The sequence below is a fragment of the Kribbella endophytica genome, assembly GCF_054781295.1.
The window spans coordinates 88,483-102,369 of the sequence record NZ_BAAGUR010000001.1; the positions used below are offsets into that span (position 1 = coordinate 88,483).

General features: G+C 66.9%; 19 protein-coding genes. 1 reads left to right on the forward strand and 18 read right to left on the reverse strand.

Annotated elements, in window-relative coordinates:
- Position 1: 1 nt before the first annotated feature.
- The 18 genes from rplE to rpsL all read right to left on the reverse strand — a co-directional run bounded on the left by rplE (position 2) and on the right by rpsL (position 11,629).
- Positions 2 to 574: a 50S ribosomal protein L5 gene (rplE, locus tag ACYVIO_RS00465; protein ID WP_460648625.1), complete on the reverse strand. Its 573-nt coding sequence runs from the start codon at positions 572 to 574 to the stop codon at positions 2 to 4.
- Entirely contained in the window at positions 574 to 981 is a 408-nt protein-coding gene (gene rplX, locus ACYVIO_RS00470) for a 50S ribosomal protein L24 (RefSeq protein WP_344181535.1), read from the reverse strand. The genes rplE and rplX overlap by 1 nt, the downstream gene beginning before the upstream one ends.
- Position 982: 1 nt before the next feature.
- Complete coding sequence (rplN, locus tag ACYVIO_RS00475; protein WP_077019238.1) at positions 983 to 1,351, reverse strand: 50S ribosomal protein L14; 369 nt, start codon at positions 1,349 to 1,351, stop codon at positions 983 to 985.
- A gap of 106 nt (positions 1,352 to 1,457) precedes the next feature.
- A complete protein-coding gene (gene rpsQ / locus ACYVIO_RS00480; protein ID WP_184798760.1) occupies positions 1,458 to 1,754 on the reverse strand; it encodes a 30S ribosomal protein S17 in 297 nt (98 codons plus the stop codon).
- A complete protein-coding gene (rpmC, locus tag ACYVIO_RS00485) occupies positions 1,751 to 2,047 on the reverse strand; it encodes a 50S ribosomal protein L29 (protein ID WP_184798762.1) in 297 nt (98 codons plus the stop codon). Before rpmC ends, rpsQ begins: the two co-directional genes overlap by 4 nt.
- Positions 2,047 to 2,466 carry a 50S ribosomal protein L16 gene (gene rplP, locus ACYVIO_RS00490; RefSeq protein WP_344181539.1) on the reverse strand — a complete coding sequence of 140 codons (420 nt, stop codon included), beginning with the start codon at positions 2,464 to 2,466 and terminating at the stop codon, positions 2,047 to 2,049. The genes rpmC and rplP overlap by 1 nt, the downstream gene beginning before the upstream one ends.
- Before the next feature lie 3 nt (positions 2,467 to 2,469).
- On the reverse strand, positions 2,470 to 3,324 hold the full coding sequence (gene rpsC, locus ACYVIO_RS00495) for a 30S ribosomal protein S3 (RefSeq protein ID WP_460648626.1): 855 nt from the start codon (positions 3,322 to 3,324) through the stop codon (positions 2,470 to 2,472).
- The gene (rplV, locus tag ACYVIO_RS00500; RefSeq protein WP_460648627.1) at positions 3,324 to 3,800 is read right to left on the reverse strand and encodes a 50S ribosomal protein L22; all 477 of its coding nucleotides are present in this window, start codon (positions 3,798 to 3,800) and stop codon (positions 3,324 to 3,326) included. The genes rpsC and rplV overlap by 1 nt, the downstream gene beginning before the upstream one ends.
- A gap of 51 nt (positions 3,801 to 3,851) precedes the next feature.
- Positions 3,852 to 4,133 carry a 30S ribosomal protein S19 gene (rpsS, locus tag ACYVIO_RS00505; protein ID WP_077019233.1) on the reverse strand — a complete coding sequence of 94 codons (282 nt, stop codon included), beginning with the start codon at positions 4,131 to 4,133 and terminating at the stop codon, positions 3,852 to 3,854.
- Positions 4,134 to 4,150: 17 nt separating this feature from the next.
- A complete protein-coding gene (rplB, locus tag ACYVIO_RS00510) occupies positions 4,151 to 4,984 on the reverse strand; it encodes a 50S ribosomal protein L2 (RefSeq protein WP_460648628.1) in 834 nt (277 codons plus the stop codon).
- The gene (rplW, locus tag ACYVIO_RS00515; protein WP_184798772.1) at positions 4,984 to 5,289 is read right to left on the reverse strand and encodes a 50S ribosomal protein L23; all 306 of its coding nucleotides are present in this window, start codon (positions 5,287 to 5,289) and stop codon (positions 4,984 to 4,986) included. Before rplW ends, rplB begins: the two co-directional genes overlap by 1 nt.
- Positions 5,286 to 5,981: a 50S ribosomal protein L4 gene (rplD, locus tag ACYVIO_RS00520; protein WP_460648629.1), complete on the reverse strand. Its 696-nt coding sequence runs from the start codon at positions 5,979 to 5,981 to the stop codon at positions 5,286 to 5,288. Before rplD ends, rplW begins: the two co-directional genes overlap by 4 nt.
- Entirely contained in the window at positions 5,978 to 6,634 is a 657-nt protein-coding gene (rplC, locus tag ACYVIO_RS00525; RefSeq protein WP_425828843.1) for a 50S ribosomal protein L3, read from the reverse strand. The genes rplD and rplC overlap by 4 nt, the downstream gene beginning before the upstream one ends.
- 14 nt (positions 6,635 to 6,648) lie before the next feature.
- Positions 6,649 to 6,957, reverse strand: a complete 309-nt coding sequence (gene rpsJ / locus ACYVIO_RS00530; protein ID WP_012923688.1) for a 30S ribosomal protein S10 — start codon at positions 6,955 to 6,957, stop codon at positions 6,649 to 6,651.
- A 379-nt stretch (positions 6,958 to 7,336) separates the two neighbouring features.
- Positions 7,337 to 8,530 (reverse strand): elongation factor Tu, encoded by a 1,194-nt coding sequence (gene tuf, locus ACYVIO_RS00535; protein ID WP_425828839.1) that lies wholly within the window; start codon positions 8,528 to 8,530, stop codon positions 7,337 to 7,339.
- 72 nt (positions 8,531 to 8,602) lie between these two features.
- Positions 8,603 to 10,714, reverse strand: a complete 2,112-nt coding sequence (fusA, locus tag ACYVIO_RS00540) for an elongation factor G (RefSeq protein ID WP_460648630.1) — start codon at positions 10,712 to 10,714, stop codon at positions 8,603 to 8,605.
- A 70-nt stretch (positions 10,715 to 10,784) separates the two neighbouring features.
- Positions 10,785 to 11,255: a 30S ribosomal protein S7 gene (gene rpsG / locus ACYVIO_RS00545; RefSeq protein ID WP_184798782.1), complete on the reverse strand. Its 471-nt coding sequence runs from the start codon at positions 11,253 to 11,255 to the stop codon at positions 10,785 to 10,787.
- Positions 11,255 to 11,629 (reverse strand): 30S ribosomal protein S12, encoded by a 375-nt coding sequence (rpsL, locus tag ACYVIO_RS00550; protein ID WP_012923692.1) that lies wholly within the window; start codon positions 11,627 to 11,629, stop codon positions 11,255 to 11,257. Before rpsL ends, rpsG begins: the two co-directional genes overlap by 1 nt.
- A 458-nt stretch (positions 11,630 to 12,087) precedes the next feature.
- On the opposite strand from rpsL, the gene ACYVIO_RS00555 reads away from it, so the two are divergent.
- Entirely contained in the window at positions 12,088 to 13,863 is a 1,776-nt protein-coding gene (locus ACYVIO_RS00555) for a DUF1800 domain-containing protein (protein WP_460648631.1), read from the forward strand.
- Positions 13,864 to 13,887: the final 24 nt, after the last annotated feature.

Here is a 13,887-nt window from a genome sequence, read left to right on the forward strand (position 1 = left end):
GTCACATCTCCTTGAACGGGAAGCCGAGCTGCCGCAGCAGCGCGCGCCCCTCGTCGTCGTTCTTGGCGCTGGTCACCACGGTGATGTCCATGCCCCGGACCCGGTCGATCCGGTCCTGGTTGATCTCGTGGAACATGACCTGCTCGGTCAGACCGAAGGTGTAGTTCCCGTTGCCGTCGAACTGCTTCGGGGACAGGCCGCGGAAGTCGCGGATCCGGGGCAGCGCGAGCGCCAGCAGCCGGTCCAGGAACTCCCACATCCGGTCGCCGCGCAGCGTCACGTGGGCGCCGATCGGCATCCCCTCGCGCAGCTTGAACTGCGCGATCGACTTGCGGGCCTTGGTGACCTGCGGCTTCTGACCGGTGATCGCGGCCAGGTCCTTGATCGCGCCGTCGATCAGCTTGGAGTCGCGAGCCGCCTCGCCGACACCCATGTTCACCACGATCTTGGTGAGCCCGGGCACCTGCATGACGTTCTCGAACTGGAACTGCTCCTGCAGCTGTCCGACGATCTCTTCGCGGTACTTGGTCTTCATCCGGGGCTGGACCTTCGCCTCGGTCACTGCGGTGGTCATCAGATCTCCTCGCCGGTACGCCGAGCGATCCGGACGCTCCGGAAACCGGTGTACGTCGAACCGTCCGGGCGCCGCTTCTGCACCTCGACGCGGTTGTACCCGACGCGGGTGGTCACCTTCTGCTTCTTGCCGTCCTTGTCGACCTCGACCAGGAGCATCACGTTGGAGACGTGGATCGGGGCTTCCTGGGTGACGATGCCACCCGTCGTGCCGCCGCGCTGGGCCTGCTGCACCTTGGTGTGCTTCTTGACCCGGTTCACGCCTTCGACGATGACGAGCTCGTCGTCGGGCTGGACCGAGATGATCTTGCCCTCGAGTCCCTTGGACTTGCCGGTGACCACGCGGACGAGGTCACCCTTCTTCACGTGCAGCTTGCGCTGCCCCTTGACTACGGACTTGTCTGCCATGTCAGAGCACCTCCGGAGCGAGCGAGATGATCTTCATGAAGCGCTTCTCGCGCAGCTCCCGGCCGACCGGCCCGAAGATGCGGGTCCCACGCGGCTCACCGTCGGCCTTGAGGATGACGGCGGCGTTCTCGTCGAAGCGGATGTAGGAGCCGTCCGGACGCCGGCGCTCCTTCACGGTTCGCACGATGACAGCCTTGACGACGTCACCCTTCTTCACGCCACCACCCGGGATCGCGTCCTTGACGGTGGCGACGATCGTGTCCCCGACACCGGCGTAGCGCCGACCGGAGCCACCGAGCACGCGGATGCAAAGAATTTCCTTCGCACCCGTGTTGTCGGCGACCTTCAGTCGCGACTCCTGCTGGATCATCTGTTGATCTCCTGGTTGTCTCGCTGGTTCTCACTCACGTGAGCCTTGCGGAACGAATAATTTCGATTGGGTACAGCTGGGCGTTGCCGTGACCTCGAGGCCTTGATTACTTGGCCTTCTCGAGGATCTCGACGATGCGCCACCGCTTGGTCGCCGACAGCGGCCGCGTCTCCATCAGGAGAACCCGGTCGCCGATGCCGGCGGCGTTCTGCTCGTCGTGCGCCTTGAGCTTGCGGGTGCGACGGATGACCTTGCCGTACAGCTTGTGCTTGACCCGGTCCTCGACCTCGACGGTGACGGTCTTGTCCATCTTGTCGCTCAGCACCAGACCCTCACGGGTCTTACGTGCGCCGCGCGCCTCGGTCGTGCTCACGGTCTCGTCCTTCGCTGTGTTCTCGGTCATGCCTTGCTCCCAGCCTTCTCGCTGTCGTCCGCGGTCTCGTCGGCCTCAGTCTCGGCCTCGGCTGCGGCGACCGGAGCGTCCACCTCTTCGGTGATGCCGAGCGCGCGCTCGGTCAGCACCGTGTAGATGCGGGCGATGTCCTTACGGACGGCGCGCAGCCGGCCGTGGGACTCCAGCTGACCCGTGGCAGCCTGGAACCGGAGGTTGAACAGCTCCTCCTTGGCTTCGCCGAGCTTGCTCAGCAGCTCGTCCTTGCCCAGGTTCCGCAGCTCGGCGGCGGTCAGGGTAGCCATCAGTTCTCACCTGCCTCTCGGGTGATGAATTTGCACTTCATCGGCAACTTGTGAATCGCGCGGCGCATGGCCTCGCGAGCGGTCTGCTCGTCGACACCGGACAGCTCGAACATCACGCGGCCCGACTTGACGTTGGCGATCCACCACTCCGGCGAACCCTTACCGGAACCCATGCGGGTCTCGGCAGGCTTCTTGGTGAGCGGGCGGTCCGGGTAGATGTTGATCCAGACCTTTCCGCCACGCTTGATGTGCCGGGTCATCGCGATACGCGCCGACTCGATCTGCCGGTTGGTGACGTAGTGGCTCTCCAGTGCCTGGATGCCGAAGTCACCGAAGGCCAGCGTGGTGCCGCCCTTGGCAGCGCCGGAGCGCTTCGGGTGGTGCTGCTTGCGGTGCTTGACCTTACGGGGGATGAGCACGGTTCAGCTCTCCGTTCCGGTCGTCTCGGCCGGCTTGTCCGCCGCCGGAGCAGTGGTGGCCTCCGCCTTCGGGGCCTCGTTGCGGGCGCCGCCGTCACGACGGTCGTCGCGACGTCCGCCACGGTCGCCGCCGCCACGCTCGCCACCGCGACCACCGCGGTCGTCACGGCGAGCCGGACGACGCTGCTGGTTCGCGGCGCGGGCCGCGGCCTGCGCCTCGCGCTCGGCGCGGGAGCCGGACACGTCACCCTTGTAGATCCAGACCTTCACGCCGATCCGGCCGAAGGTCGTGCGGGCCTCGTAGAAGCCGTAGTCGACGTCCGCGCGCAGGGTGTGCAGCGGCACACGGCCTTCGCGGTAGAACTCCGAACGCGACATCTCAGCGCCACCGAGCCGGCCGGAGCACTGGATCCGGATGCCCAGGGCGCCGCCACGCATGGTGGTCTGCATCGCCTTGCGCATCGCGCGGCGGAACGCCACGCGGCCGGACAGCTGCTCGGCCACGCCCTGGGCGACCAGCTGCGCGTCGACCTCGGCGTTCTTGACCTCGAGGATGTTCAGCTGCACCTGCTTGCCGGTGAGCTCCTCGAGGCTGCCCCGGATCCGGTCCGCCTCGGCGCCGCGGCGACCGATGACGATGCCCGGACGGGCGGTGTGGATGTCGACCCGAACGCGGTCACGGGTGCGCTCGATCTCCACACGGGAGATGCCGGCGCGCTCCATGCCCTTGCTCAGCAGACGGCGGATCTTGACGTCCTCGCCGACGTAGTCCTTGTACAGCTTGTCGGCGTACCAGCGGCTCTTGTGGTCCGTGCTGATACCGAGGCGGAACCCGTGCGGGTTTACCTTCTGGCCCACTAGCGGGTCCTGCCCTTCTTCTCAGCGGCCTTCTTGCCCTTGGCCTTCTTGGCGTCGGCCGCCGGCTTGGCGGTCTCTTCCTCGGCCCGCGGGCCGACGACCACAGTGATGTGGCTGGTCCGCTTGTCGATCCGGGTGGCCCGGCCCTGTGCACGGGGGCGGTGACGCTTCAGCGTCGGACCCTCGTCCACGAAGGCCTTCACCACGACCAGGTCGGCGCGGCTCAGGTGCTCGGTGCCCTCGGCGTTCGCCGCGGCGCTGTCGACGACCTTGTACACGGTCGCGGCAGCGGCCTGCGGGGCGAACTTCAGAGTGGCGAGGGCGTTGTCGATACCCATCCCACGCACCAGGTCCAGCACGCGACGCGCCTTCATCGGCGTCACGCGGACGAAGCGCGCGACCGCGAAGGCCCCGGGCTCGTCGCCCAGCAGGCTCTCGCGGCGGGCACTGACGGCCCTACGCTCTTGAACGCTCATGATGTTCGAATCTCTCCGTAGGTTGCTTGCGCGTCGTCAACTGACCAGAGGTCAGCGACGCCGTGACTTCCGGTCGTCCTTCTCGTGACCCTTGAACGTGCGGGTCGGGGCGAACTCGCCGAGCTTGTGCCCGACCATCGCGTCCGTCACGAACACCGGCACGTGCTTGCGGCCGTCGTGCACCGCGAGCGTGTGGCCGATCATGTCGGGAATGATCATCGACCGGCGGGACCAGGTCTTGATCACGTTCTTGGTGCCCTTTTCGTTCTGCACCTCCACCTTCTTGAGCAGGTGGTGGTCGACGAACGGGCCTTTCTTGAGGCTGCGTGGCATTTCTGTCCGGCTCCCTATCAGCGCTTCTTGCCGGCCTTGCGGCGCCGGACGATCATGCGGTCGCTTTCCTTGCGGGTGCGGGTGCGGCCCTCAGGCTGACCCCACGGGGACACCGGGTGACGTCCACCCGAGGTCTTACCCTCACCACCACCGTGCGGGTGGTCGACCGGGTTCATCGCGACACCACGGACGGTCGGGCGCTTGCCCTTCCAGCGCATCCGGCCGGCCTTGCCCCAGTTGATGTTCGACTGCTCGCCGTTGCCCACCTCACCGAGGGTGGCGCGGCAGCGCACGTCGACCATCCGGACCTCGCCGGACGGCATCCGCAGGGTGGCCATCCGGCCCTCCTTGGCGACCAGCTGAACGCTGGCACCGGCGGAGCGGGCCATCTTGGCGCCGCCACCCGGGCGCAGCTCGACGGCGTGCACCGTGGAGCCGACCGGGATGTTGCGCAGCGGCAGGTTGTTGCCCACCTTGATGTCGGCGGCCGGACCGTTCTCGATGATCGTGCCCTGCTTCAGGTTCGACGGGGCGAGGATGTAGCGCTTCTCGCCGTCGACGTAGTGCAGCAGCGCGATCCGCGCGGTGCGGTTCGGGTCGTACTCGATCTCGGCAACCTTCGCCGGGACGCCGTCCTTGTCGTACCGCTTGAAGTCGATCAGGCGGTACGCCCGCTTGTGACCGCCACCGTGGTGCCGCGTGGTGATCTTGCCGGAGCTGTTCCGGCCACCCTTCTTCGGCAGCGGGCGGAGCAGGGACTTCTCAGGGGTCGAACGGGTGAGCTCGACGAAGTCGGCCACACTCGAGCCACGACGGCCCGGCGTTGTCGGCTTGTATTTGCGGATACCCATTACGACTGGCCTCCGAAGATGTCGATGCGGTCGTCGCCGGACAGGCTGACGATCGCTCGCTTGGTGTCCGGGCGCTTGCCCCAGCCGGCACGGGTGCGGCGGCGCTTGCCCTTGCGGTTCAGTGTGTTGACGCTGGTCACGCGGACCTTGAACACCTTCTCGACCGCGAGCTTGATCTCGGTCTTGTTGGCGTCCGGAGCGACCTCGAACGTGTACTTCTGCTCGTCCAGCAGGCCGTAGCTCTTCTCGCTCACGACCGGCCGCAGCAGCACGTCCCGCGGGTCCTTGTTGACTCCGTGGCTCATGCTTCTACCTCCTGCTCGGCTTCGGTCGACGTCGCGACAGCCTTGACGGACTTGCCCTTGGGCGCGCCGGCGACGAAGCTCTCCAGCGCTGCCTTGGTGTAGACCACCGCGTCGCTGCAGAGCACGTCGTACGCGTTCAGCTGGTCGGCGGCGATCAGGTGCACGGTCGGCACGTTGCGCAGGCTCACCCAGGTCAGCTCGTCGTTGCGGTCGACAACGACCAGCACCTTGACGTGCTCGGTGACCTCGGCCAGCACCTTCAGCGCTGCCTTGGTCGACGGCGCGTCGCCGTCGACGAACTGCTCGACCACGAAGACGCGGCCGTCACGGGCCCGGTCCGAGAGCGCACCGCGCAGGGCGGCGGCGATCATCTTCTTCGGGGTCCGCTGGCTGTAGTCGCGCGGGGTCGGGCCGTGCACGACGCCACCACCGGTGAACTGCGGCGCCCGGGTCGAACCCTGACGCGCGCGGCCGGTGCCCTTCTGGCGGTACGGCTTGGCGCCACCACCGGAGACCTCGGCCCGGGTCTTCACCTTGTGGGTGCCCTGGCGCGCGGCGGCCAGCTGGGCCACCACGACCTGGTGGATCAGCGGGATGTTCACCTGGACGTCGAACAGCTCGGCCGGGAGCTCGACGGAGCCCTTCTTGCTGATCTTGTCGCCCTTGACGACGGTCACATCGACGGTGCTCACTTGCTCGCTCCCTTCGCGGCGTTGCGGATCAGCACAAGGCCGCCCTTGGGGCCGGGGACAGCGCCCTTGATCAGGATGAGGCCGCGCTCGACGTCGATGGCGTGCACCTTGACGTTCTGCGTGGTCACCTGCTCGTGGCCCATCCGACCGGACATCTTCATGCCCTTGAAAACCCGACCCGGGGTGGCGCAGCCGCCGATGGAACCCGGCGAGCGGTGCTTCTTGTGCACACCGTGCGTGGCGCGCAGGCCGTGGAAACCGTGCCGCTTCATGACACCGGCGAAGCCCTTGCCCTTGCTGGTGGCGGAGACGTCGACGATCTCGCCGGCCTCGAAGGCCTCGGCGTTGATCTCCTGGCCCAGCGTGTACTCGCTGGCGTCAGCGGTACGCAGCTCCAGCAGGTGCCGGCGCGGGGTCACACCGGCCTTGTCGAAGTGGCCGCGCAGGGGCTTGGTCACCTTGCGCGGGTCGATGTCGCCGAACGCGATCTGCAGGCCGTCGTAGCCGTGGGTGGACGAGGTGCGAACCTCGGTCACCACGCACGGACCGGCCTGGATCACCGTTACGGGAACGACTCGGTTGTTCTCGTCCCAGGTCTGGGTCATGCCGAGCTTGGTGCCCAGCAGCCCTCGCGTGTTCTTCTGCTTGCTCATAGGTCAGCGTTCCCTCAGAGCTTGATCTCGATGTCGACACCGGCCGGGAGGTCGAGCCGCATCAGCGAGTCGACGGTCTTCGGCGTGGGGTCGATGATGTCGATGAGCCGCTTGTGGGTGCGCATCTCGAAGTGCTCGCGGCTGTCCTTGTACTTGTGCGGCGAGCGGATGACGCAGAACACGTTCTTTTCCGTCGGCAACGGCACCGGGCCAGCAACCTTCGCACCAGTACGCGTCACCGTGTCGACAATCTTGCGCGCCGAGCTGTCGATGACCTCGTGGTCGTAGGCCTTCAGCCGGATGCGGATCTTCTGTCCCGCCATCGCTTCGCTTCGTCCTTCTCTATCGTCTTCGTTGCGTTGCTCCGACCCCCGAGGTCGGGTGTGTCGCGACCAGAACAAATATGTGCAGAGCACATACGTGCGCCAGTCACTGTTCGACCCTGGAGTGGAGATCGGGATTCGGTCTCGGACCGAACCTCGGCATGGTCTCCGGTCCGGCGCGACCTGCCAGACCCTGAATACGGTCTGGGGCGCGCCCCGGCGGCCTCGCCTGAGCAACCTGAATAGTGTGCCAGAGATCGGCACCGGAATGCCAATCGAGTGGCTTCACGCCTGGATCCGGCACCACCTGAGTGCCGGATCAGGCACAAAGCAGAGGTCCGCGGGGCTCAGCGTGCGAGCCCTCGCGGACCTCGTGAGATCACTTGATGATCTTGGTGACCCGGCCGGCGCCGACGGTACGGCCACCTTCCCGGATCGCGAACTTCAGGCCCTCTTCCATGGCGATCGGCTGAATCAGCTCGACCGACATGTCGGTGTTGTCGCCCGGCATGACCATCTCGGTGCCCTCGGGCAGCGTGACGACGCCGGTGACGTCCGTGGTGCGGAAGTAGAACTGCGGGCGGTAGTTCTGGAAGAACGGCGTGTGACGGCCGCCCTCCTCCTTCGACAGGATGTAGACCGACGCGTCGAAGTTGGTGTGCGGGGTGGTCGTGCCCGGCTTGATCACGACCATGCCGCGCTCGACGTCCTCGCGCTTGGTGCCACGAAGCAGCAGACCGACGTTCTCACCGGCCTGGCCCTCGTCGAGCAGCTTGCGGAACATCTCGATGCCGGTGACCGTGGTGGTCTGCTTGGCCTCGCGGATGCCGATCAGGTCGACGGTCTCGTTGACCTTGACCACGCCGCGCTCGATCCGGCCGGTGATGACCGTGCCGCGACCCGTGATGGTGAAGACATCCTCCACCGGCATCAGGAACGGCTTGTCGATCTCGCGCTCCGGCTGCGGGATGTACTCGTCGACCGCGGCCATCAGCTCGAGGATCGACTCGCCCCACTTGGCGTCGCCCTGCAGCGCCGGGTGAGCGGCGACGCGGACGATCGGCGCGTTGTCGCCGTCGAACTCCTGGTCCGAGAGCAGCTCGCGGACCTCGAGCTCGACGAGCTCCAGGATCTCCTCGTCGTCGACCATGTCGCACTTGTTCAGGGCGACAACCATCGCCGGCACGCCGACCTGACGGGCGAGCAGCACGTGCTCACGCGTCTGGGGCATCGGGCCGTCGGTGGCGGCGACAACCAGGATCGCGCCGTCCATCTGGGCCGCGCCGGTGATCATGTTCTTGATGTAGTCCGCGTGTCCCGGGCAGTCGACGTGGGCGTAGTGCCGGGCCTCGGTCTGGTACTCGACGTGCGCGATCGAGATGGTGATACCGCGCTGGCGCTCTTCCGGCGCCTTGTCGATCTGATCGAAGGCCGAGGCCTCGTTCAGAGTCGGGTACTTGTCGTGCAGCACCTTGGTGATCGCCGCGGTAAGAGTGGTCTTACCGTGGTCGATGTGACCGATGGTGCCGATGTTGACGTGCGGCTTAGTCCGCTCGAACTTCGCCTTAGCCACTGGGGCCCTCCTGGAAAATGTTGACTTACGCCGTACGCCGACGCGCTGTGGGTTGGTTGGTCCGGGGCGAGATTACTCGCCGCGGGCCTTCTTGATGATCTCTTCCGCCACGTTCTTCGGAACCTCGGCGTAGGAATCGAACTGCATCGAGTACGACGCGCGGCCCTGGGTCTTCGACCGCAGGTCACCGACATACCCGAACATCTCGGACAGCGGCACCGAAGCCTTGATCGCTCGGCTGCCACCGGGGCCCTCGTCCATCGACTGGATCGAGCCACGACGGGAGTTGAGGTCGCCGATCACTTCACCCATGTAGTCCTCGGGCGTGATGACCTCGACCGCGAACATCGGCTCCAGAATGACGGGCGTGGCCCGCCGGGCCGCATCCTTGAACGCCATCGAACCGGCGATCTTGAACGCGAGCTCGGAGGAGTCGACGTCGTGGTACGCACCGTCGGTCAGCGTCACCTTGACGTCGACCATCGGGTACCCGGCCAGTACGCCGAACTCCATCGCTTCCTGCGCGCCCTCGTCCACCGACGGGATGTACTCCCGCGGGATCCGGCCACCGGTGACGGCGTTCACGAACTCGTAGCCGCCCTCACCTCCGGCCTCGACGGCGGTCGGCTCGATGTTGATGATCACACGCGCGAACTGACCCGAACCACCGGTCTGCTTCTTGTGCGTGTAGTCGACCTTCTCGACCTTCTTCTTGATGGTCTCGCGGTAGGCGACCTGGGGCTTGCCGACGTTGGCCTCGACGCGGAACTCGCGCTTCATCCGGTCGACCAGGATCTCCAGGTGGAGCTCACCCATACCGGCGATGATCGTCTGGCCTGTGTCCTCGTCGGTCCGGACCTGGAAGGTCGGGTCCTCGTCGGCCAGGCGCTGGATCGCGACGCCGAGCTTCTCCTGGTCGGCCTTCGACTTGGGCTCGATGGCGACCGAGATGACCGGAGCCGGGAACTGCATCGACTCCAGGATGATCGGCTTGGCCGGGTCGCACAGCGTCTCGCCGGTGGTGGTGTCCTTCAGACCCATCACGGCGACGATGTGGCCGGCGCCGACCGACGCGATCTCCTCACGCTTGTTCGCGTGCATCCGGTAGATCTTGCCGATCCGCTCCTTGCGCCCCTTGGTGGGGTTCAGGACCTGGGTGCCGGTCTCGAGCTTGCCCGAGTACACCCGGATGAAGGTCAGCTTGCCCAGGTGCGGGTCGGCCGCGATCTTGTACGCCAGCGCCGAGAACGGCTCGTCGTCGGCCGGCTTGCGGCTGACGACGACGGCCTCGTCGCGGACGTCGTGGCCCTCGATGTCGGGCACGTCGAGCGGGCTCGGCAGGTAGGCGTTGATCGCGTCGAGCAGGGGCTGCACGCCCTTGTTCTTGAACGCCGTTCCGGTCAGCACCGGGGTCAGCTTGCTGGCGATGGTCGCGCGGCGGATGGCCGCGACCAGCAGCTCCTGGCTGGGCTCGTCGCCCTCCAGGTACAGCTCCATGATCTCGTCGTCGGCCTCGGCCAGCGTCTCGATCAGCTTGTCGCGCCACAGCGCGGCCAGCTCGGTGTGCGTGGCGGGGATCTCCTCGACGGTGTAGTCCTCACCCATCGTGGTCTCACCGCGCCAGGTCAGCGCCCGCATGCCGACCAGGTCGACGACGCCGATGAAGTCGGCCTCGGCACCGATCGGCAGCTGCAGCACCAGCGGCACGGCGGCCAGCCGGTCGACGATCATGTCGACGCAGCGCATGAACTCCGCGCCGGTGCGGTCCAGCTTGTTGACGAAGCAGATCCGCGGTACGCCGTACCGGTCCGCCTGGCGCCACACGGTCTCGGACTGCGGCTCGACACCGGCGACTCCGTCGAACACCGCGACGGCGCCGTCGAGGACGCGCAGCGAGCGCTCCACCTCGACGGTGAAGTCGACGTGCCCGGGGGTGTCGATGATGTTGATGGTGTGGTCTTTCCAGGTGCAGGTCGTCGCGGCGGACGTGATGGTGATGCCGCGCTCCTGCTCCTGCTCCATCCAGTCCATCGTGGCGGCGCCGTCGTGGACCTCACCGATCTTGTAAGTGATACCGGTGTAGAAGAGGATCCGCTCGGTCGTCGTCGTCTTACCGGCGTCGATGTGGGCCATGATGCCGATGTTGCGCACCATGCTCAGGTCGGTGGTGATTTGTACGGCCACCTCGGTGGTCTACCTCTCGATTCTGTCGTGCGTAAAAAGAGTGAGCTGGGGGCCCGGTGCGGGCCCCGCGTCACCAGCGGTAGTGGGCGAAAGCCTTGTTGGCTTCGGCCATCTTGTGCGTGTCCTCGCGGCGCTTCACCGACGCACCGAGACCGTTGGACGCGTCCAGGATCTCGTTCATCAGGCGCTCTCCCATGGTCTTCTCGCGACGCGCACGGGAGTACGAGGTGAGCCAGCGCAGGGCGAGCGTGGTCGAGCGGTTGGGCTTGACCTCGATCGGCACCTGGTAGGTGGCGCCACCGACGCGGCGGCTCTTCACCTCGATGCTGGGCTTCACGTTGTCCAGCGCGCGCTTCAGCGTGATGACGGGATCGGTGCCGGTCTTCGTCCGGGTGCCCTCGAGCGCCGTGTAGACGATGCTCTGCGCGATCTGCTTCTTGCCGTCCACCAGGATCTTGGAGATCAACTGGGTGACCAGCGGCGAACCGTAGACCGGGTCGATGATGACCGGCCGCTTCGGGGCGGGACCCTTGCGCGGCATTAGCTCTTCTCCTTCTTCGCGCCGTACCGGCTGCGAGCCTGCTTGCGGTTCTTGACACCCTGGGTGTCGAGCGAACCGCGAATGATCTTGTACCGGACACCGGGAAGGTCCTTCACACGACCGCCGCGCACGAGCACGATCGAGTGCTCCTGCAGGTTGTGGCCGACACCCGGGATGTAGGCGGTGACCTCGATGCCGCTGGTGAGGCGGACACGGGCAACCTTGCGAAGCGCCGAGTTCGGCTTCTTCGGGGTGGTCGTGTAGACGCGCGTGCAAACACCACGACGCTGAGGAGAACCCTTCAGGGCCGGCGTCTTGTTCTTCGACACCTTGTCCTGGCGGCCCTTGCGGACCAGCTGCTGAATGGTGGGCACCGCGTAGGTCTCTTTCTGTCGTCCGGTCAGTTCCTGCGCGCCTGACCCCCGCGGTCGGGTGTGTCGCGTGCGCACGGGCGTACCGGAGCCGTAATCTTTCTGACTGTCGGCAGAAGTCCCGTGCCACGCGCGCAAACCCGCGAAACGAGGGGCACGCATGACGGCCCAGGATGACCCGGGCACGATCGTTAAGACTAGCGGCTGCCCCATGCACGGTCAAAACAAGGCACCGTGCGGCAAGGGGACTAGGCCGCCCTATCAGTCTACCGGACTCTGGACGCGCTCCAAGCCAGTATCCCCAGGCGCCATCGCGATCGTGAATGTGTGATCGCGGTAAATCTCCCTCCGCACCCATGTAGCCCGCTCGTTCGCTGCGGCATAGTCACGCCCATCAGGTGTAACGGCCTGATAACGGGGATCCATTTTTCGTACGCCGTTCCGCCGCCCAGGAGCATTTTGTGGATCACGACCCTGTCCCCCGTCCCCCCGACTCCTCCCCCGTCGTCCGCCGCGCGGCGATCGGCACCGTGGCCGGCGTACTGGCCGCCGGCGGACTGGGTGCCGAGCTCCTGTCCCGCCGGGGCAGTCTGAGCGAGCGAGTCGCCGCGGCTCCCGGTGCACCCGACAGATCCGGTACGTCGCCCAGCAGGTCGGCCGTCGCGGAGCGGCCGGGCCTGGCGACGCAGGAGGACGACCGAGACTCCAGCTACGTCGCCGGCGACCAGCGGAAGAAGCCGCCGGCCCAGACCGGCTCCACCCGTGACTACGCCGGTTTCGCCGAGGCCGCGAAGGCCGGCCGCGTCGTACCGGGCCTGCTGGTCGACAAGGCCGGTCCGCTCACCGCGGCCCAGGCCCAGCGGCATCTGCTCAACCGGGTGACCTTCGGCCCGCGCCCGTCGGACGTGGAAAGCCTGGCGAAGCTGGGGATCGACCGCTGGCTGGCTGCTCAGTTGTCCCCGACAACGAAAGACCCGGCGGGCGACCAGGCCTGGTCGGCGTTCAAGCTCGCGGGCGCCGACGTGGGGACCGTACGACGGTCGATCGGCCAGTACTCGTGGGACGCGATGTTCCAGACCGGCTTCGCCACGCTCGGCCGGCAGGTGTTCGGCCGGCGGCAACTGTTCGAGGTGGTCGTCGACGTCTTCTCCAATCACCTGCACGTCTCGACTCCCTCCGACCGCGGCTGGGACGTCGCGCCGCACTACGCGGCCGCCGTCATCCGCAAGCACGCCTTCGGCCGGTACGCCGACATGCTCAAGGCCGCGATGCGGCACCCGGCGATGCTGCACTTCCTCGACAACGACACCTCCACCCGCGAGAGCGTCAACGAGAACCTCGGCCGCGAGCTGCTCGAGCTGCACACCGTCGGCGTCTCGTCCGGGTACACCGAGAAGGACATGCGCAGCAGCGCGTACGTGCTGAGTGGTCGCGGCTCGAACGACAACGGCGAGTTCGACTACAAGTCGGAGCGGCACCGGACCGGACGGGTGAAGGTGCTCGACTGGACTGCCGCCAACACCTCCGCCAAGGGCGGGCTGGCGCTGGGCGACAAGTACCTCGACTACCTGGCCAAGCACCCGGCCACGGCGAAGACGATCGCGCGGAAGCTCGTCGTACGGTTCGTGGACGACGTACCGCCGCCGGCTCTGGTCGCTCGGTTGGCGCAGGTCTACCTGAGCAACAACACGGCGATCCTGCCGGTGCTGACCGCGTTGTTCCGCAGCGGTGAGTTCTGGAACTCCCTTGGACGCAAGACGAAACGGCCGCTCGAGGACGTCGTCGGCACCGCCCGCGCACTCGACCTGCCGTTCGGTCCGACCACCGGCAAGGGCCTGGAAGCCATGTACTGGCAGCTGAACAACCTCGGGCACGCACCGCTCGCCTGGCCGTCGCCGAACGGCTACCCGGACGTCGCACCGGCCTGGTCGTCGGCCGGTCAGATGCTGGAGCGCTGGTCCTCGCACCGCGCCCTTTCGTACGGGTGGTGGGACGGACTGAAGCGCGAGAAGCTTCCCGCCGACCTGCGGCCGAAGTCCGGCGACACCTACCGCGAGTGGTTCGACCGGCTCGGCCTACGGCTGATCGGTCAGCGCCCGAACTCCCGGCAGCGCAGCGCACTGGCGACCTTCGTCGGCGCCAAGACCACGTCTCGCGTCGACCAGGGCCGGATGGAGTGGCAAGCAGGCCACGTCGTCGCCCTGGTTCTCGACTCTCCTCAGTTCCTCGCCCGCTGATCTTGGCCCGGCCGCGCCGCCCCT